At 58.6% G+C, this 16,706-nt stretch carries 17 protein-coding genes; 6 read left to right on the forward strand and 11 right to left on the reverse strand.

What is annotated here, in order from left to right; translation table 11 throughout:
- The first annotated feature begins 304 nt into the window (after positions 1-304).
- Positions 305-553, forward strand: coding sequence for a DUF1158 domain-containing protein (locus OSH03_RS06565; RefSeq protein WP_041910998.1), 249 nt, complete (start codon positions 305-307; stop codon positions 551-553).
- A 56-nt stretch (positions 554-609) separates the two neighbouring features.
- Here the strand turns inward: OSH03_RS06565 and OSH03_RS06570 are convergent, their stop codons facing one another.
- Positions 610-951 (reverse strand): RamA family antibiotic efflux transcriptional regulator, encoded by a 342-nt coding sequence (locus OSH03_RS06570; protein WP_028012253.1) that lies wholly within the window; start codon positions 949-951, stop codon positions 610-612.
- A 32-nt stretch (positions 952-983) separates the two neighbouring features.
- The gene (locus OSH03_RS06575; RefSeq protein WP_266178593.1) at positions 984-2,087 is read right to left on the reverse strand and encodes a RomA family MBL fold metallo-hydrolase; all 1,104 of its coding nucleotides are present in this window, start codon (positions 2,085-2,087) and stop codon (positions 984-986) included.
- 189 nt (positions 2,088-2,276) lie between these two features.
- On the opposite strand from OSH03_RS06575, the gene OSH03_RS06580 reads away from it, so the two are divergent.
- From OSH03_RS06580 to nfsB, 3 genes are all read left to right on the forward strand, one after another.
- Positions 2,277-2,867: a TetR/AcrR family transcriptional regulator gene (locus OSH03_RS06580; RefSeq protein ID WP_028012251.1), complete on the forward strand. Its 591-nt coding sequence runs from the start codon at positions 2,277-2,279 to the stop codon at positions 2,865-2,867.
- On the forward strand, positions 2,857-3,225 hold the full coding sequence (locus OSH03_RS06585; protein WP_266178594.1) for an MmcQ/YjbR family DNA-binding protein: 369 nt from the start codon (positions 2,857-2,859) through the stop codon (positions 3,223-3,225). Before OSH03_RS06580 ends, OSH03_RS06585 begins: the two co-directional genes overlap by 11 nt.
- Before the next feature lie 120 nt (positions 3,226-3,345).
- On the forward strand, positions 3,346-3,999 hold the full coding sequence (gene nfsB / locus OSH03_RS06590; RefSeq protein ID WP_151413901.1) for an oxygen-insensitive NAD(P)H nitroreductase: 654 nt from the start codon (positions 3,346-3,348) through the stop codon (positions 3,997-3,999).
- Between the two features lie 36 nt (positions 4,000-4,035).
- Here the strand turns inward: nfsB and OSH03_RS06595 are convergent, their stop codons facing one another.
- The 3 genes from OSH03_RS06595 to OSH03_RS06605 form a co-directional block, all read right to left on the reverse strand.
- Positions 4,036-4,323, reverse strand: a complete 288-nt coding sequence (locus tag OSH03_RS06595; RefSeq protein WP_266178595.1) for a helix-turn-helix domain-containing protein — start codon at positions 4,321-4,323, stop codon at positions 4,036-4,038.
- Positions 4,304-4,633, reverse strand: a complete 330-nt coding sequence (locus OSH03_RS06600; RefSeq protein ID WP_266178596.1) for a type II toxin-antitoxin system RelE/ParE family toxin — start codon at positions 4,631-4,633, stop codon at positions 4,304-4,306. The genes OSH03_RS06595 and OSH03_RS06600 overlap by 20 nt, the downstream gene beginning before the upstream one ends.
- Before the next feature lie 139 nt (positions 4,634-4,772).
- Positions 4,773-5,642: a helix-turn-helix transcriptional regulator gene (locus OSH03_RS06605; RefSeq protein WP_266178597.1), complete on the reverse strand. Its 870-nt coding sequence runs from the start codon at positions 5,640-5,642 to the stop codon at positions 4,773-4,775.
- A gap of 107 nt (positions 5,643-5,749) precedes the next feature.
- Here OSH03_RS06605 and OSH03_RS06610 point away from each other — a divergent pair, with 107 nt between their 5' ends.
- Both OSH03_RS06610 and OSH03_RS06615 read left to right on the forward strand, forming a co-directional pair.
- Positions 5,750-7,186 (forward strand): MFS transporter, encoded by a 1,437-nt coding sequence (locus tag OSH03_RS06610; RefSeq protein ID WP_266178598.1) that lies wholly within the window; start codon positions 5,750-5,752, stop codon positions 7,184-7,186.
- Positions 7,187-7,251: 65 nt separating this feature from the next.
- Complete coding sequence (locus OSH03_RS06615; protein ID WP_266178599.1) at positions 7,252-8,496, forward strand: mechanosensitive ion channel family protein; 1,245 nt, start codon at positions 7,252-7,254, stop codon at positions 8,494-8,496.
- Here OSH03_RS06615 and OSH03_RS06620 read toward each other — a convergent pair whose 3' ends face one another.
- The 6 genes from OSH03_RS06620 to OSH03_RS06645 form a co-directional block, all read right to left on the reverse strand.
- Positions 8,497-9,468: a LacI family DNA-binding transcriptional regulator gene (locus tag OSH03_RS06620; protein WP_266178600.1), complete on the reverse strand. Its 972-nt coding sequence runs from the start codon at positions 9,466-9,468 to the stop codon at positions 8,497-8,499.
- Between the two features lie 75 nt (positions 9,469-9,543).
- A complete protein-coding gene (locus tag OSH03_RS06625; RefSeq protein WP_266178601.1) occupies positions 9,544-10,686 on the reverse strand; it encodes a Gfo/Idh/MocA family protein in 1,143 nt (380 codons plus the stop codon).
- The gene (locus OSH03_RS06630; protein ID WP_266178602.1) at positions 10,679-11,704 is read right to left on the reverse strand and encodes a sugar phosphate isomerase/epimerase family protein; all 1,026 of its coding nucleotides are present in this window, start codon (positions 11,702-11,704) and stop codon (positions 10,679-10,681) included. The genes OSH03_RS06625 and OSH03_RS06630 overlap by 8 nt, the downstream gene beginning before the upstream one ends.
- A 15-nt stretch (positions 11,705-11,719) precedes the next feature.
- Positions 11,720-12,955 (reverse strand): MFS transporter, encoded by a 1,236-nt coding sequence (locus OSH03_RS06635; RefSeq protein ID WP_266178603.1) that lies wholly within the window; start codon positions 12,953-12,955, stop codon positions 11,720-11,722.
- Positions 12,956-13,208: 253 nt separating this feature from the next.
- The gene (gene pheP / locus OSH03_RS06640; RefSeq protein WP_266178604.1) at positions 13,209-14,594 is read right to left on the reverse strand and encodes a phenylalanine transporter; all 1,386 of its coding nucleotides are present in this window, start codon (positions 14,592-14,594) and stop codon (positions 13,209-13,211) included.
- Between the two features lie 102 nt (positions 14,595-14,696).
- Complete coding sequence (locus tag OSH03_RS06645) at positions 14,697-16,670, reverse strand: PhoX family protein (protein ID WP_266178605.1); 1,974 nt, start codon at positions 16,668-16,670, stop codon at positions 14,697-14,699.
- Positions 16,671-16,706 lie beyond the last annotated feature (36 nt).

Genomic DNA, 16,706 nt, shown 5'->3' on the forward strand with positions numbered 1-16,706 from the left:
ACGAGGGGGAACCATGTTTGGTATTTATCGCGGACGGCGCCTGGCGTTATACATTGTCGCAGCCATTGTTATTGCGACGTTAATTGGATATAGCACCTATATGTTTGTAAAATTATTTTCGTGATGCAGACATTTATTTACATAGTGCGATATTAATTTAATCATCAGGATTAAATTATTCTCTTTCCGCGCATTATTCGTCGGGATATGGAATTATTTAATTAAAAAAGGGCCGACGGGTTGATATTGCTTTACGTTAAAGGATGCCGGACAATGACATTTTTAACTGACGATTAACATTACGATGAAACACCCGTTGGAATCGCTGCTGACTGCGGGGGGCATTTTATTGATGGCCCTTATCTCTTGCTTACTGCTGCCCGCGCCGTCGCTGGGTCTGGTGCTGGCGCAGAAGCTGGTTCAGACCTTTCATATGGTCGACCTGAACCAGCTCTACACAATTTTGTTCTGCGTGTGGTTTTTACTGCTCGGCGCCATCGAATTCTTCATCCTGCGTTTCGTCTGGCGCCGCTGGTTTTCACTGGCGTCGTAAGCCAATAAAAAAGCCGGGTGGTAGCGATGACTTACCCGGCCTTTGTTTCGTTAACTTTAATGCGCCCGACTATGGTTCTCTTTGCGGTAAGCCCCGGGCGGCTGATGGAAGGTGCGGGTAAAGATGCGCGTAAACGTCTGCTGCGATTCAAAGCCGTAGCGCAGGCAGATTTCGTACACGCGCTCGTCAGATTCACGCAGATCCCGCGCCGCCAGCAGCAGCTTGCGTTCGCGGATGTAGCGCCCAAGGCTTTCGCCTTTGTACTGCATAAACAGCCGCTGTAAATGCCACTTGGAGTAACCCGCGTGGCGGGCGATCTCTTCGATGCGTAGCGGCTGGTGTAGGTTGTCATCGATCCATTCGACAATCGTATCAATGACCTGAGCGGAAATCGTCATGCTGCTCTCCCCCTCTGTTTCTTGGTTCAACATTATTCCCACCACTCACGAAATTGTTGCGTGCTATCGCTCACCCGAACCGGCTCGCCCAGCTCCGGCGTCAGCAGCCGATAATTTTTATCCTTGCTGGCCCGCGCCAGCTGGATCAGCGGATCGTTCCAGGTATGCTTCGCCAGCACGAAGCGTCCGTTATGCCCCGGCACCACCGCTTTCGCGTTGAGGTCCGCCGAGGCCTGCGCCGTTTCATCCGGCAGCATGTGGATGTACTTCCAGTCCTGGTCGTACTGGCCGTTTTCCATGATGGCTAAATCCACCTCACCAAACTGCTCGCCGATGGCCTTAAAATGCGGGCCGTAGCCGGAGTCTCCGCTGTAGTAGACCTTCTGCTCTGGCGTGACGAACATGAAGCTGCCCCACAGGGTCTGGTCACGCTTAATGCCGCGCCCGGAGAAGTGGCGCGCGGGCAGGACGTGAACCGTCAGCGCATCGCTGATGTGCACCGACTGGTTCCAGTCCCGTTCGTCGATAATGTCCGGGCTCATCCCCCAATAGCGCAGGTGTGAGCCGACGCCGAGCGGCGTGACGACGTGCTTCACCTTCGGCAGCAGCGCCCGGATGGTGGCGTAGTCCAGATGGTCGTAGTGATCGTGCGAGATAATCAGCAGGTCGATTTCGGGCATGCTCTCCGCGCGCCACGGGTACTCTCCCGCAAACGCTTTATTGAGGAACGAGAACGGCGCGGCGTAGTTGCCGAGGACCGGGTCGATCAGGATGCGTTTTCCCGCCAGTTGCATATACCACGAGGAGTGGCCGAGCCACACCAGCGTATCCTGCTCCAGAGGCAGGCTCGCCAGATCGGTTTTTACCAGCGGCAGCGGCTGCGCCGGGCGGGCGTTTTCGGTTTTACGGGTCAGGAACTGCCACCACGCCACCAGCATGTTTTGCTGCCCGGTAAAGCCGGGCGTCGGGAGCGTGTTGTGGAACTTCCCGTCGCGATAGTGCGGAGAAGCCTCCACTTCCGTGAGCTGCGCACCCTGCGGCGGCTGGCCAAATCCGGCATTCAGAACAAACGGTAAACTCGCAGCTGAAGCAATAATCATGACGAACACCACGCAGATGAAGAGAGGCTTTTTCATATCCTGACCCGAAAACGCGCGCCATCCGATGGTTTACGCGGGGGAAACTTGATTATGAGTGAGTAAGCACTCATTATAGATATGATGATAAAGTCGTCAAGACGTTTTCGATCTTTGACATTCCGCGTTGCAGGCCGTCAAAGCACGTGTTTCAATCAGGGTTTTTATAATTGAAAGGGGGAGAATTTAGTGGCACGTCCGAAGAGTGAAGATAAAAAACAGGCCTTACTGGAAGCCGCAACGGTGGCATTTGCACAGTCAGGTATTGCCGCCTCAACGGCGTTAATTGCCCGTAACGCGGGCGTTGCTGAAGGCACGCTGTTTCGCTACTTTGCTACAAAAGACGATCTGCTGAATGCCCTTTACCTGCACCTCAAGCAGGATCTTTGCCAGACCATGCTGGCGAACCTCGATCGCACCCTCACGCTTCCTAAAGAGCATACCCGCAATATCTGGAACAGCTACGTCGACTGGGGGATTCGTAACCCCGTTGCGCATGCGGCGATCCGCCAGATTGGCGTCAGTGAAAAGCTGAGCGCCGAAACGGAACAGGCGGTGAAAGAGATGTTCCCGGAACTTCACGAGCTGTGTCGCCGTTCGGTGCGCCCTGTGTTTATGTCCGATGAATTCAAAACGTTTGGCGATGCGCTTTTCTTATCGCTGGCGGAAACCACCATGGAGTTTGCCACCCGCGATCCGTCCCGCGCCACCGATTTTAAAGCGCTGGGTTTCGAAGCCATGTGGCGCGGGCTGGCTCAGGAGGATAACGATGGACAGTAAATCCCTGCAGGCGCACGCAAAACGCGTCGCGCTGGAGATGCCTTTCACCGAACACTGCTGGCCGTTTGGCCCCGAGTACGACGTGTTTAAGGTGGGCGGGAAAATTTTTATGCTGATGGCCACCGCGCACGGACGCCCCCACGTTAGCCTGAAGTCCGACCCGGAAAAATCCCTGTTAAATCAGCAGATTTACCGTGGCGTTGAGCCGGGCTACCACCTCAATAAAAAACACTGGATTTCGCTCTACGGCACCGAGGACATCACGCCTGAACTGGTCGCCGACCTGATCGCGGATTCGTGGAATCTGGTCGTCGATAAGCTGCCGAAAAAAGACCAGAAGTGGATACGCCCTGTCTGATTGTTCGTCTGTGCCGAACAGTATAACCGCTCGAATCGCACTTATCTTTTGCCGCTTCGCGCGGTAATCTGCTCTCCTTTCGCGCCCGCGCAAGGGCGAATTTCATTACCAGGAGTAGTTATGGATATCATTTCTGTCGCCCTGAAACGCCACTCTACCAAGGCGTTCGACCCAACCAAAAAACTGACCGCTGAAGAAGCGGAGAAAATCAAAACCCTGCTGCAGTACAGCCCGTCCAGCACCAACTCCCAGCCGTGGCACTTTATTATCGCCAGCACCGAGGAAGGTAAAGCGCGCGTGGCGAAATCCGCCGCGGGCACCTACGTGTTCAACGAACGCAAAATGCTGGATGCCTCTCACGTGGTGGTGTTCTGCGCGAAAACCGCGATGGACGACGCCTGGCTTGAGCGCGTTGTCGACCAGGAAGAGGCGGACGGTCGTTTCAACACGCCGGAAGCGAAAGCGGCCAATAACAAAGGACGCCACTATTTTGCCGATATGCACCGCGTGGATCTGAAAGATGACGACCAGTGGATGGCGAAGCAGGTTTATCTGAACGTCGGCAACTTCCTGCTGGGCGTGGCCGCGATGGGTCTGGACGCCGTGCCAATCGAAGGCTTCGACGCCGCTATCCTCGACGAAGAGTTCGGCCTGAAAGAGAAAGGCTTCACCAGCCTGGTGGTGGTGCCGGTTGGGCATCACAGCGTGGAAGATTTCAACGCCACGCTGCCGAAGTCTCGTCTGCCGCTGAGCACGATTGTGACCGAGTGCTGATCGCCACGGGCACGCCCGCTTGGGGCATGCCCGTTTTCAATAAAGCGTAATCTGCGGATGCTTTACCCCACACACCATCGCATAACGCGTTAATGTGTCCAGACTCGCCCGGGTGATATTGGCTTCCATTCGGGAGACCGTCGGTGCGCTGACGCCCATCCGCTCCGCCACCTGGGCGCGCGTCAGGCCAGCCTGATTACGCCACTGCGCCAGCATCTCACGCAGGCGCTCCTTACGCTCTTCTGCATCGAAGGCGGCCTGCACCTCCGGATCGCTTAACAGTTCAGCTCTAAGTGCGTCCCAGTCAATAATCTTCTTGCTCATCCAACATCTCCTGTTGTCGTTTTAATGCCAGACGGAGTTCAGCTGAGGGCGTTTTTTGCGTCTTCTTAACAAACACGCGCAAAAGAAAAATCGTCTTTTCTCGCTGGTAAACATAGATACCGCGAGTATGGATCAGCCCAACGGTCCTTATTTCAAACAGGCCATGCGGCAATGGTTTGCTGTCAGGTTCCCGAAGAGCCGTCGGGTTTAAGCGCAATTTATCAAGCTGGCGAATCAGCTTCGCCTGCACCCCAGCAGGCAGTAAGAGAATCTCTTCCCTGACCGCCTCATGGACAATAAGTCTGAACACGGTTTTTCATCCCTGATAATATTAGCATATAAGGCAATTTGCATTAAAGGCTAATATTGCCTTTCGTGACTTACCTTACCTGCTTTTATCAGAGAGAACCGGATCCGCGTTGATTCCCTGAAAGCGCCTCGCAAAAAACTTACTTCCCCTGCTCCGCCAGCCATTCCATTGCCCTCTCCCCCGCCTCATCCACCGGGAGATACACCAGCAGCCGCGAGCCGTTTCGCGGTGCGGAGTACCAGTACATCTGCTGCAACGTAAAATCTCCCAGCTCGGGATGGGTAAACAGCTTGAGCTGGTTTTCCACGCCGCGCACGTCGTTGCGCTGATGCCACAGGGTTTTGAACTCCTCCGATACCGCGAAGAAGCGCGCCAGTTTGGCTTCCCACAGCGGGTCGCCCCGGTGTTCGGCCATCGCCGCGCGGAAATAGGAAACGAAAATCGGCAGCACGTCGTCGCGTCTGCCGAGACGCGCGCGCCACGCCGGATGGGTAAGGAACAGGTAAATACAGTTGCGGTCTTCCGGCGGGATGTCATTGAAATCGACGCCCATCAGGTGTCCGAAGCTGTCGTTCCACGCCACGATGTCGAAGTTGGGCTTCTGAATGCTGGCGGGTTTAGGCATCAGGGTATCAAGCAGGCGGCGGGTGCCTTCGCTGATGCCCTCGCAGCAGACCGCCTGCGGGGCTTCCCCCGGCGGCAACCCGGCGAGCACGAAAAGATGCCGGGCCTCGGTTGGGGTGCACTGTAGCGCTTTTGCGATGGCGGCCATCACCGCGCTGGACGGGTTGACGTCCCTGCCCTGCTCAAGCCAGGTGTACCAGGTCACGCCCACGTCAGCGAGCATCGCCACCTCTTCCCGGCGCAGGCCCGGCGTGCGGCGGCGACCGCTGCGCGGCAGGCCGAGACGCTGGGGATCGAGGCTTTCCCGCCGGGCGCGTAAAAATGCCCCCAGCTGTTTTCGGGTGTCATCCTGAAGTGTGGTGACGGGTTCAGACATCAAGGCCATAAATCCCCCTGCATGGTAGTGCCAGTACCAGTATAAGCAAGAACTGGTACCCGTTTATCAGATGGTTGATGCTACGACCATCTGATGAATGACGCAATGGAGTTACCATGAATACGTCAGTTGCTTCACCGGGTCGCGCAGGCCTGATATTGCTGTTAACCGGCCAGATGCTGCCGATGATTGATACCTCAATCACCAACGTGGCGCTGGACGCCATCACCCACTCGCTGCACGCCACCGCTACCGAGCTGGAGCTGATCGTCGCGCTCTACGGCGTGGCCTTTGCCGTCTGCCTCGCGCTCGGCAGCAAGCTGGGGGATAACCTTGGCCGCCGTCGCCTGTTTATGTGGGGCGTGGCAGTTTTTGGCCTGGCCTCGCTGCTGTGCGGGATGGCGGGAAACATTGAACATCTGCTGGCCGCACGCATCGTTCAGGGCGCGGGGGCAGCGCTCATCATGCCGCAGATCCTCGCCACGCTGCACGTCACGCTAAAAGGTAGCGCCCACGCGAAAGCCATTAGCCTGTTTGGCGGCATTGGCGGGATTGCGTTTATCGTCGGGCAGATGGGAGGCGGCTGGCTGGTGTCGGCGGATATCGCCGGGCTGGGCTGGCGAAACGCCTTCTTTATCAACGTGCCGATTTGTCTGGTGGTGCTGGCGTTAAGCCGCCGCTACGTGCCGGAAACCCGCCGCGATACCCCGTCGCGCATCGACTGGACAGGCACCGTGCTGCTGGCGATCGTTCTTTGCTGCCTGCTGTTCCCGATGGCGCTCGGCCCTCAGTGGCACTGGCCGTGGTCGCTGAAGGTTATGCTTCTTGCCATTATTCCGCTGGCCTGGCTGATGGCGCAGAACGCGCGCAAAAAGGAGCGTGAGAATGCCCACCCGCTGATCCCGCCGCGTCTGCTTCAGCTTCGCAGCATTCGCTTTGGCATCGTGATTGCGCTGCTCTTTTTCAGCGTCTGGTCCGGGTTTATGTTCTGCATGGCGCTGACCATGCAGACCGGCCTGGGGATGGCGCCTTGGCAGTCCGGGAACAGCTTTATCGCCCTCGGCGTGACCTACTTTATTTCGGCCTGGTTCGCGCCAAGGTTGATTGCCCGCTACAGTACCAGCACGATTCTGCTGACGGGTCTGGCGATCCAGATAATCGGCCTGCTGGCGCTGATCGTCACGTTCCGCTACTGGGGATTACAAAATACTGCGCTGACGCTGGCGCCTGCCACCGGGCTGGTGGGCTACGGCCAGGCGCTGATTGTAAACAGCTTCTATCGCATCGGGATGCGCGATATTCAGCCTGACGACGCGGGCGCCGCGAGCGCCATTTTAAGCACGCTGCAGCAGGCCGCGCTGGGGCTTGGCCCGGCCATTTTCGGGGCGATTTTGCTGCACGGGCTGCAGAATCATCACGGGGATTACCCGCAGGCGATTAACCTCTTCCTGGCGGTGGAAACCGGCCTGATGGTTATCCTGGCGCTGGCGACGCTGCGTATGCGTCGCAGGCTGTGCCTGCCGGTGGCGAAGGTCTGCCAGGCCGCCAAATAAGCCCGCGAATTTGCATAATAGATCCGCAGCCGCCATTATGGGGCTGCAACAATACAGGAGATGTTATGCAGGAATTAATTGCTCAGGTTGAAGAGTTAGGCATTGAAATTAATCACACCACCTCTTTAGTGATTATCTTTGGTATTATTTTTCTCACCGCCATCATCGTTCATTTTATTCTGCACAAGCTGGTGCTGCGCGCATTCGAGAAGCGCGCGCAGGCCAGCAGCCATTTGTGGCTGCAGATCATTACCCAGAATAAATTATTTCATCGTCTGGCCTTTACCCTGCAGGGGATAATCGTCAACGTTCAGGCGGTACTGTGGCTGCAAAAAGGCAGCGAAGCGGCGGAAATGCTCACCACCTGCGCGAAGCTGTGGGTGATGGTGTATGCCCTGCTCTCCTTCTTCTCGCTGCTGGACGTGATATTTAATTTGTCGCAAAAGATGGCGACCGCGTCGCAGCTGCCGCTGAAGGGGATCTTCCAGGGCATCAAGCTGGTGAGCGCCATTCTGGTGGGGATTTTGATTATTTCCTTGCTGATCGGCCAGTCCCCGGCGATTCTGATCAGCGGTCTGGGCGCCATGGCCGCCGTTCTGATGCTGGTGTTTAAAGACCCGATACTCGGACTGGTGGCGGGTATTCAGCTCTCCGCTAACGATATGCTCAAGCTCGGCGACTGGCTGGAGATGCCGAAGTACGGCGCCAACGGCACGGTGACGGACATCGGCCTGACCACCGTGAAGGTGCGCAACTTCGACAACACCATCACCACCATCCCGACGTGGGCGCTGGTCTCCGACGCCTTTATCAACTGGAGCGGCATGTCCGCCTCCGGCGGGCGACGCATCAAGCGCAGCCTGAATATCGATACCACCAGCATTCATTTTCTCGACGAGCAAGAGCAGCAGAAGCTGATTCAGGCGAAGCTGCTGAAGCCCTATCTGGCCGCGCGCCATGAGGAAATTAGCCTGTGGAATCAGCAGAACGGTGAAGGGGAGTCGGTATTAAACCTGCGCAAGATGACCAATATTGGCACCTTCCGCGCCTACCTGAATGAATATCTGCGCAACCATCCGCGCATTCGCAAAGATATGACGTTAATGGTGCGCCAGCTGGCGCCGGACGCCAACGGTCTGCCGATTGAAATATACGCCTTCACCAACACGGTAGTCTGGGCGGAATATGAGGAGATTCAGGCCGACATCTTCGACCATATTTTCGCGGTGGTGGATGAATTTGGTCTGCGTATTCACCAGTCGCCAACCGGGAACGATATTCGCTCCCTGGCGGGCGTTATCGCAAAATAATCAGGTGCTGGCGCGGGAAATAAAGCGCCAGTCCATCATCACCCTTTCCGTGGGCGCATCCGGGTTGTCGATCTTGTTTAAGAGCAGATCGACCGCCTTGCGCCCGATATCCCGCGACGGCTGTTCGATGGTGGTGAGCGAAATCATCTCCGCCAGCTCGGTGCCGTCAAAGCCCACGACCGCAATATCCTCCGGCACCCGCAGCCCGGCCTGCTGAATGGCGCGCAGCGCGCCCGCCGCCAGCGTATCGGAAACGGCAAATACCGCGTCCGGCGGATTCTCTTTCAGCAGATTTTGCATCGCGGCCATGCCCGCGCCGGAGCTGAGATCGCTGGCATACTCCACCGCCTGATAGTCCAGATCCCGCAGGTGGATCACGCTCTTGTAGCCGCGCTCGCGCAGGCGGGCATATTTGTAGCTGAGATCGTGGTTGATCATCGCGATGCGCTTGCGGCCGCCGTCGGCCAGCCGGCTGACGGCATGTTGTGAAGCGTCCACATCATTGATGCCGACGCAGGAGACCGCGCCCGCATCGGCGTATTCGGCGCACTGCACCCACGGGGCAGAACCAATCAGCGCGGCAAGTTCCGGCAGCTTCGAGAAGGCGTCCATGGTGATAATGCCGTCGACGATTTTGCCGGAAAGCAGGCTTAAGCCCGAGCGGGAGCGCTCAATATCCGAGCCGGAGTTGCACAGCAGAATGCGGTAGCCGTTTTTCTCGGCCTCGGCTTCGATGCCCTTCACCACCTCGGCGCAGAACGGGTTGGCAATGTTGGACACCATTACCAGGATCATATAGCTGCGGGCGGTGCGCAGCTGACGGGCGAGCAGGTTTGGCTGGTAGTTGCTCTCCTGAATCGCCCGCAGAACGCGCTCGCGGTTTTTCGCCTTCACGGTGTCGCTGTTATTCAGCACGCGGGAGACCGTCGCCACGGAGACCCCGGCCAGCTGAGCGATTTTCTGAATTGACATAGCGACGACACATCCTGCGGTTAGCGTTTTGTGCAGGCTACCATAAATTTATTGCCCGGCGAACCGGGCAACGCGTTATTGTTCCACGCGCACCCAGCGCTGCTGCTGATGGCTTTTCACAATAGCATCAATGATATACATCACGTTTGCGCCATCGTGAAACGTTGCAAACTGCGGCGCCTCCGGCATCGCGCCCGCCTGCACGGCGCGGTAGAACTGCGCCATCATATTTTTGAAGGCGTCCGGCCAGCCTTCAATATGCCCGCCGGGGAAGTGGGCGCTGTCGGCAACGTCTGGGTTCATCAGCCCCGGATCGTCGGTGAGCGTCTGGTTGGCCCGCGCGCGATGGCCGATCCACAGCTGCTGCGGCACCTCCTGATCCCACGCCAGCGAGCGCTCGCTGCCGTTGATCTCAAACGTCAAGCGGTTTTTACGCCCGGCGCTCACCTGCGAGACGCTAAAGCAGCCCTTGCTGCCGTCGTCAAAGCGGAACAGCACCGAGCCGAAGTCTTCAGTGGTGACCGGTTTGTCTTCATACTCCGCCCGCTCGTCGTGGGAGAAGGTTTGATTCCCGCCCCTGCTGGCCCTGCGCGTCGGCCAGACGATGGCGAGATCCGCCATCACCTCGGTAATGCGCCGCCCGGTGACGAACTGCACCGTGTCGCACCAGTGGGAGCCGATGTCCGCCACCGCGCGCGATGCGCCGCCGAGCGCGGCATCCACCCGCCAGTTGTAGTCGGTTTCCAGTAGCATCCAGTCCTGCAGGTAGCTGCCGTGCGAGGCAAAAAGCCGCCCGACGCTGCCCGCACGCAGCATGCTCGCCGCCTGGCGCACCATCGCAAACTGCCGATAGACGAAGCTCACGCCGTGCACCGCGCCTGCCTGCTCCGCCAGCGCCACCAACTCGCGCGCCTCGTCCGGGGTCATGCACAGCGGTTTTTCGGAAAACACGTGCTTGCCCGCGCGCAGGATCCGGCGGTTAATCTCGGCGTGAAGGTGGTTCGGCGTGCAGTTGTGCACCACGTGCAGATCGGGGTGCGCCAGCAGATCCTCCACGCTGGCGTAGACGTGCGGCACGTTAAGCTGGCGCGCCTTTTCCTGCGCCTTAACGAGCGAGCCGTCGCACAGCGCGACCACCTGGACAAACCCGAGACGCCGCAGCGCCTCGATATGCGCCGGGCCGATAAACCCGCTGCCGATAATCCCGACGTTAATCATGCTTGCCTCCAGCGGCGAAATCATCAAACGCGCGCCCGGAGACCGGAATGATGTGGCGGCGAATAAATTCGCTGCCTTCGCGCGCGCCGGTATCGCCGTCCTTCAGGCAGCACTCCCACTCCAGCACCGCCCAGCCGTCATAGTCGTACTGGGTCAGCTTGCTGAAAATGCCCTTAAAGTCGATCTGCCCGTCGCCGAGCGAACGGAAGCGACCGGCGCGGTTGATCCACGGCTGGTAGCCGCCGTACACGCCGCTGCGCCCGTTCGGGCGGAACTCCGCATCCTTCACGTGGAACGCCTTGATGCGCGCGTGGTAGATGTCGATAAAGGTCAGGTAGTCCATCTGCTGCAGCAGCATATGGCTCGGGTCAAAGAGAATATTGCAGCGCGGATGGTTATCCACCAGCGCCAGAAAACGCTCGAAGGTCACGCCGTCGTGCAGATCTTCCGCCGGGTGCAGCTCAAAGCAGACGTCCACGCCCTGCTCGTCGAAGGTATCCAGAATCGGCCGCCAGCGGTTTGCCAGCTCTTCGAACGCTTCCTGAAAACGCTGTTCGTTATGGGGCGGCCAAGGGTAGAAAAACGGCCAGGCCAGCGAGCCGGAGAAGGTGGCGTGTGCTTTCAGGCCTAATCTTGCCGAGGCGACCGCCGCCTGCTTCAGCTTCTCCGTGGCCCACGCCCGACGCGCCGCATCGTTACCGCGCACGGACGCGGGCGCGAAGTGGTCAAATGCCTCGCTGTAGGCGGGGTTTACCGCCACAAGCTGCCCTTCCAGATGGGTCGAAAGCTCGCTGATGACCAGCCCGTTCGCGGCCAGCTTACCGCTGATGTCATCGCAGTAGGTCTGGCTCTCTGCGGCTTTCTCCACGTCAAAAATGTGCGGATGGTTGCAGGGGATCTGCACCGCCTTATAACCTTTATCTGCCGCCCATCCAGCCAGCCCGTCGAGCGAGTTAAACGGCGCTTCTGCGCCAATAAACTGCGAGAGAAAAATGCCGGGCCCTTTTATCGTCCTCATACCACCTCCTGAACGTTACGCCTTGTCATCGTCATACTTAAACGTGAGAAGGAAAATCAGCGCGATCGCCGCGGCAGCCACCGCCGGGATCCACCAGAATGTCACCCACGCCTGCGGCACGGACTGCCCGGCCACCAGGCGGTTATAGAGTGCGCCAGAAATCTGCGAGCCGAGGAGCATGCCGATGCCGTAGGTGAACATCACGATCATGCTCTGCGCCTGGCCTTTCACCTTTTCTCCCGCCACGCGGTCGGTGTAGATAAAGCCGACGACAAAGAAGAAATCGTAGCAGACGCCGTGGAGCAGAATGCCGAGATACAGCAGGATGCGCCCCTCCTCGCTGACGCCCAGCGCGAACATGGCGTAACGCACAAACCACGCCAGCATGCCGATCAGCAGCATGACCTTCACGCCCAGGCGGCGGAACAGCAGCGGAATGACCAGCATGAAGAAGATCTCCGACATCTGCCCGAACGACATGGCGGTACTGACGTCCGCAATCCCGGCATCCGCGAGGTACGAGGCGGTGTAGGCGTAGTAGGTGCCGAGCGGGACGGAAATCAGCATCGCGCAGACGGAGAAAACGAAGAAGTGGCGGGTTTTGAGCAGCGCAAAGGCATCCGCGCAGAAGAGATCGCGCACCTTCACCGGCAGACCTTTCGCCGGGGCTGGCGTGTGCGGCAGCGTCAGGCTGTAGAGAGCCAGCAGCACGGAGCTGGCCGCCGCCACCTGGAAGATGGTGACGCTGGACGCCACGCCGGTGACGCCGATGAAAATGCCCGCCACGATCCAGCCGATGGTGCCGAACACGCGCACCACCGGGAAGGTTTTATCCACGTTCGCCAGGCTGTGAAACGCGATATTGTTGGTCAGCGCCAGCGTCGGCATGTAGCAGAGCGTGTAGCCAAACAGCAGGCCAATCAGCAGCGCGCCGTTTTCAGCAATCAGCGCGCCCGGCACGAACCAGAGGATTGCAGCCCCCGCCAGGTGCATCACCGCCATCACCTTCTGCGAGGCGAAGAAGCGGTCCACCAGCATCCCGAGCACGAACGGCGAAAGAATGGAGGCGATTGGCCCGGCGGAGAACGCATCGCCAATCAGCAGAGACATGTTGTGCTGGGTCATCACCAGGCCGAGCGTAACCGACCAGCTACCCCAGATAAAAAACTGCAGAAACATCATCAGCGACAGACGCGGCACCAGCAGCCGGTGCTGCGCTATGGCCTTTTCACTACTTTCAGTTGACACCATGATAAGCCTCACCCGGAAAAAGTAATCGATTACAAAACAGTTCGGATAAAAAGTAATCGATTACAAAATAAAGATCCTGTGGATCGTAGAAGATTTGGGAGAGGGGTCACGATAAAGATGGAGCAGTCTTTTGTAGGCCCTCCACCGGGGGTGAAGGCGAGGTGATGGTGCGGCCTGGTGCCCTCACCCCGGCCCTCTCCCACAGGGAGAGGGTGCAAACACTAAAAACGGCAACCAGGTTGCCGTTTTGCTTTTACCTTCGAGAGAGCTTAAAGGCAATAAACAGAAACACCACCCACACCGGCAGCAGCATTGCCGAGAGTCGCATCTCCTCCATGGTGCACATCAGCACCAGAATCAGCCCCAGGAACGCAATACAGATATAGTTCCCCGCCGGGTAGAGTAGCGCCTTAAACTGCGTCTCGCGCCCCTTGCGGCGCATCGCCGCGCGAAAACGCAGGTGCGCCAGGCAGATCATGATCCAGTTCAGCAGCAGTGTGGCGACAACCAGCGCCATCAGCAGCCCGAAGGCCTGTTTCGGCAGCAGGTAGTTGATAAGCACCACCAGAGAGGTAATCGCGCCGGAAAGGAACAGCGAGTTAACCGGCACGCCGCGACGGCTGACGCGGGTGAGGAACTTCGGCGCGTTGCCCTGTACGGAGAGGCCAAACAGCATACGGCTATTAGAGTAAACGCCGCTGTTATAGACCGACAGCGAGGCCACGAGGATGACAAAGTTCAGCGCCGAAGCCACCACGTTGCTGTTGAGATCGTGGAAAATCATCACGAACGGGCTGCTGTCGGACTTCACCTCCACCCACGGGTAGAGCGCCAGCAGCACCACCAGCGAGCCGATATAGAACAGCAGAATACGGTACACCACCTGGTTGACCGCTTTCGGAATGCTTTTGTGCGGGTCGCGCGCTTCGGCAGCGGTGATGCCGATCAGCTCCAGCCCGCCGAAGGAGAACATGATCACCGCCAGGGAGAGGATCAGCCCTTTCCAGCCGGTTGCCAGAAAACCGCCGTGCTGCCACAGGTTGTCGATAGTGGCCCGCTCGCCGCCGTGGCCGGAGAACAGCAGCCACAGGCCAAAGCCGATCATGCCGATAATCGCCAGCACCTTGATCAGCGCAAACCAGAACTCGGTTTCGCCATACAGGCGCACGTTGACGAGGTTAACGGCGTTAATGATGATGAAGAAGGCCGCCGCCCAGATCCACGTTGGCACGTCCGGGAGCCAGTACTGCATGTAGATGCCTGCGGCGGTCAGCTCTGCCATCCCCACCAGCACGAACATCACCCAGTAGTTCCAGCCGGAAAGGAAGCCTGCGAACGGGCCCCAGTATTTATAGGCAAAGTGTGCGAAGGAGCCTGACACCGGCTCTTCAACGACCATCTCGCCGAGCTGGCGCATGATCAGGAAGGCGATAATCCCGGCGATAGCGTAACCCAGCAGAACCGCCGGGCCGGCCATCTGAATGGCGGGGCCGATACCGAGAAACAGCCCGGTACCGATTGCGCCGCCGAGGGCAATTAACTGAATATGTCGATTTTGCAAACCACGTTGCAGCGTCGGATTCTGATCCGACGAGGCTTCAGCGCTACCATGGCCTGAAGCGGATGACGCGTCTTTCACGCCCTACCCCTGTCTCTTTTTTAGAAGGGGCACGTTTTAACACTTCATGCTGGTGGTAGCAAGCTTAACGCCGGGCCAGCGCGTGCGCCCGGCGGATAAACTTCACGACCCGATAATTCCGCCGTCCGCTTTGACGATCACTACCGTTGACGAACGCGGGCGTCCGTTCGGGCTGGCGTCCGGCCAGTTGGAGACGGCGCGCGGATTGGACGGATCGGTAATATCATCCCCGCCCTCCCCTGGGTGCTGAATGTTGATAAACAGCGTGCGGTTGTCCGGCGTAAACGCAATGCCGGTGATCTCACACCCGCGCGGCCCGGTCAGGAAACGGCGATACTCGTTGGTGCCCGGAATGGTGGCCACCATCTGGTTATTGCCCATCCCCTCGTACGCTTTCTTATTGATGGTGCTGGAGGAGACGTCGGTCTGGATCCACAGGACGCCCTGATGATCGAACGACAGTCCGTCCGGGCTGCCGAATGCCGCGCCCTGCATGGAGCCTTTGGCCTTCGGATCGTCGCCGTCGGTGCGTCCGGCCATGACCAGAATATCCCACTTAAAGCGTGCGGCGGCAGGGTCCGCGCCGTCTTCATGCCAGTGCATAATATGACCAAACACGTTGTTGGCGCGCGGGTTGGCGGCATCCACCGGCGCCTTCCCCTCTTTTCCGCGATCGCTGTTGTTGGTGAGCGTACAGTAGACGCTGCCGCTGGCGTGCGGATCGACGGCTATCCACTCGGGACGATCCATTTTAGTTGCCCCCACCGCGTCGGCCGCCAGACGGGTTTTAATAAGCAGATCGCCCTGGCTTTCAAACCCTTTGCTCTTATCCAGGCCATTTTGCCCGAAGACCAGCGGCAGCCAGTCGCCGCTACCGTCCTCGTTGAACCTGGCGACGTACAGCGTACCGGAGGTCAGCAGCTGCATATTGGCTTCACGGTTCGCGGGATCGTATTTTTTGTCCGAGACAAACTTATAGATGTATTCAAACTTCTGATCGTCACCCATGTAGACCACCACGCGGTTATCGGCGGCGAGCGTGACGGCTGCCCCCTCATGCTTGAAGCGGCCCAGGGCGGTGTGCTTGCGCGGGGTGGAGGTCGGGTTGTAGGGATCGATCTCCACGACCCAGCCGAAACGGTTGGGTTCATTAGGGGTTTTATCGACGCTGAACCGCTCATCCACCTCGTTCCAGCGGTAGGATTCATCGCTGTCGCTGATGCCGTAGCGTTTTTCCAGCGGGTTGCGATCGGCTTTTTTGACAAAAATATCCGACCAGTTTTCCTCGCAGGTGAGATAGGTGCCCCACGGCGTATGGCCGTTAGCGCAGTTTTGCATGGTGCCCAGCACGCGTTCCCCCTGCGGGTCGGCGGCGGTTTTCATTAAGTCCTGATGCCGCGCCGGGCCGGTAAGCTGCATCGGCGTATTGACGGTGATGCGGCGGGCATAGGAGGACGGGCGTACCACCTGCCAGTCGCTACCCGCTTTTTTCACTTCCACTACCGAGACGCCCATCGCGTTCTGCCCCTTGCGGGCCTTGTCGAGGCTCCAGTTCGCCGTACCGTCGGTAAACAGCATCCCGTTGTCGATGTATTCATGGTTCATCGCCAGCAGGCCATGCTCCGGGTTTTGCTCCCCCTGCGGCAGGCTAAACCACGCCATGCCGTCGTGGTGCATGCCCGCCTGCACGGCCTGTTCGTCCGTGGTGTTGCTGGCGTCCGGCTTAAAGGCCGGCATGTTGCCCTTGATCCCCGTCGGGTCACCCCAGCGATAGAACGGGCGGGCAATATAGCCTTCCGGCACCCTGACCGTATCTTCCGTAGAGACGTCGATGCTGGTAAAGCCCAGGGAAACCGCCTTTGCCAGCGCGGAAGGCTTCGATACCGCGGCAACGGCATTTTCGGGTTTGATCAAAAAGGGGAATGAAACGGCAGCGCCCGCCACGGCGCCCATCTGGAGAAAACGGCGGCGGGAGAGGAACACCTCTGCTACCTCGGAGAATACCGGGTTGGCGCTGCGGTTAGCGATGTCGTCGCGATGTTCTTTTTTAAATACGGATTTGAGGGGTCTGCCCATAGCGGCTTCCTGTCATTGGCCAAGAGGTAAGGAGTT

Origin of the sequence: Enterobacter nematophilus (genome assembly GCF_026344075.1) — a bacterium.
In the GTDB taxonomy this organism is placed as follows: Bacteria; Pseudomonadota; Gammaproteobacteria; order Enterobacterales; family Enterobacteriaceae; genus Enterobacter; species Enterobacter nematophilus.

Bases quoted from the DNA above. Each gene is read 5' to 3' on its own strand.
- OSH03_RS06565 (WP_041910998.1), top strand. From the start codon at position 305: ATGAAACACCCGTTGGAATCGCTGCTGACTGCGGGGGGCATTTTATTG.
- OSH03_RS06570 (WP_028012253.1), bottom strand. From the start codon at position 951: ATGACGATTTCCGCTCAGGTCATTGATACGATTGTCGAATGGATCGAT.
- OSH03_RS06575 (WP_266178593.1), bottom strand. From the start codon at position 2,087: ATGAAAAAGCCTCTCTTCATCTGCGTGGTGTTCGTCATGATTATTGCT.
- OSH03_RS06585 (WP_266178594.1), top strand. From the start codon at position 2,857: ATGGACAGTAAATCCCTGCAGGCGCACGCAAAACGCGTCGCGCTGGAG.
- nfsB (WP_151413901.1), top strand. From the start codon at position 3,346: ATGGATATCATTTCTGTCGCCCTGAAACGCCACTCTACCAAGGCGTTC.
- OSH03_RS06595 (WP_266178595.1), bottom strand. From the start codon at position 4,323: ATGAGCAAGAAGATTATTGACTGGGACGCACTTAGAGCTGAACTGTTA.
- OSH03_RS06605 (WP_266178597.1), bottom strand. From the start codon at position 5,642: ATGGCCTTGATGTCTGAACCCGTCACCACACTTCAGGATGACACCCGA.
- OSH03_RS06610 (WP_266178598.1), top strand. From the start codon at position 5,750: ATGAATACGTCAGTTGCTTCACCGGGTCGCGCAGGCCTGATATTGCTG.
- OSH03_RS06615 (WP_266178599.1), top strand. From the start codon at position 7,252: ATGCAGGAATTAATTGCTCAGGTTGAAGAGTTAGGCATTGAAATTAAT.
- OSH03_RS06620 (WP_266178600.1), bottom strand. From the start codon at position 9,468: ATGTCAATTCAGAAAATCGCTCAGCTGGCCGGGGTCTCCGTGGCGACG.
- OSH03_RS06625 (WP_266178601.1), bottom strand. From the start codon at position 10,686: ATGATTAACGTCGGGATTATCGGCAGCGGGTTTATCGGCCCGGCGCAT.
- OSH03_RS06630 (WP_266178602.1), bottom strand. From the start codon at position 11,704: ATGAGGACGATAAAAGGGCCCGGCATTTTTCTCTCGCAGTTTATTGGC.
- OSH03_RS06635 (WP_266178603.1), bottom strand. From the start codon at position 12,955: ATGGTGTCAACTGAAAGTAGTGAAAAGGCCATAGCGCAGCACCGGCTG.
- OSH03_RS06645 (WP_266178605.1), bottom strand. From the start codon at position 16,670: ATGGGCAGACCCCTCAAATCCGTATTTAAAAAAGAACATCGCGACGAC.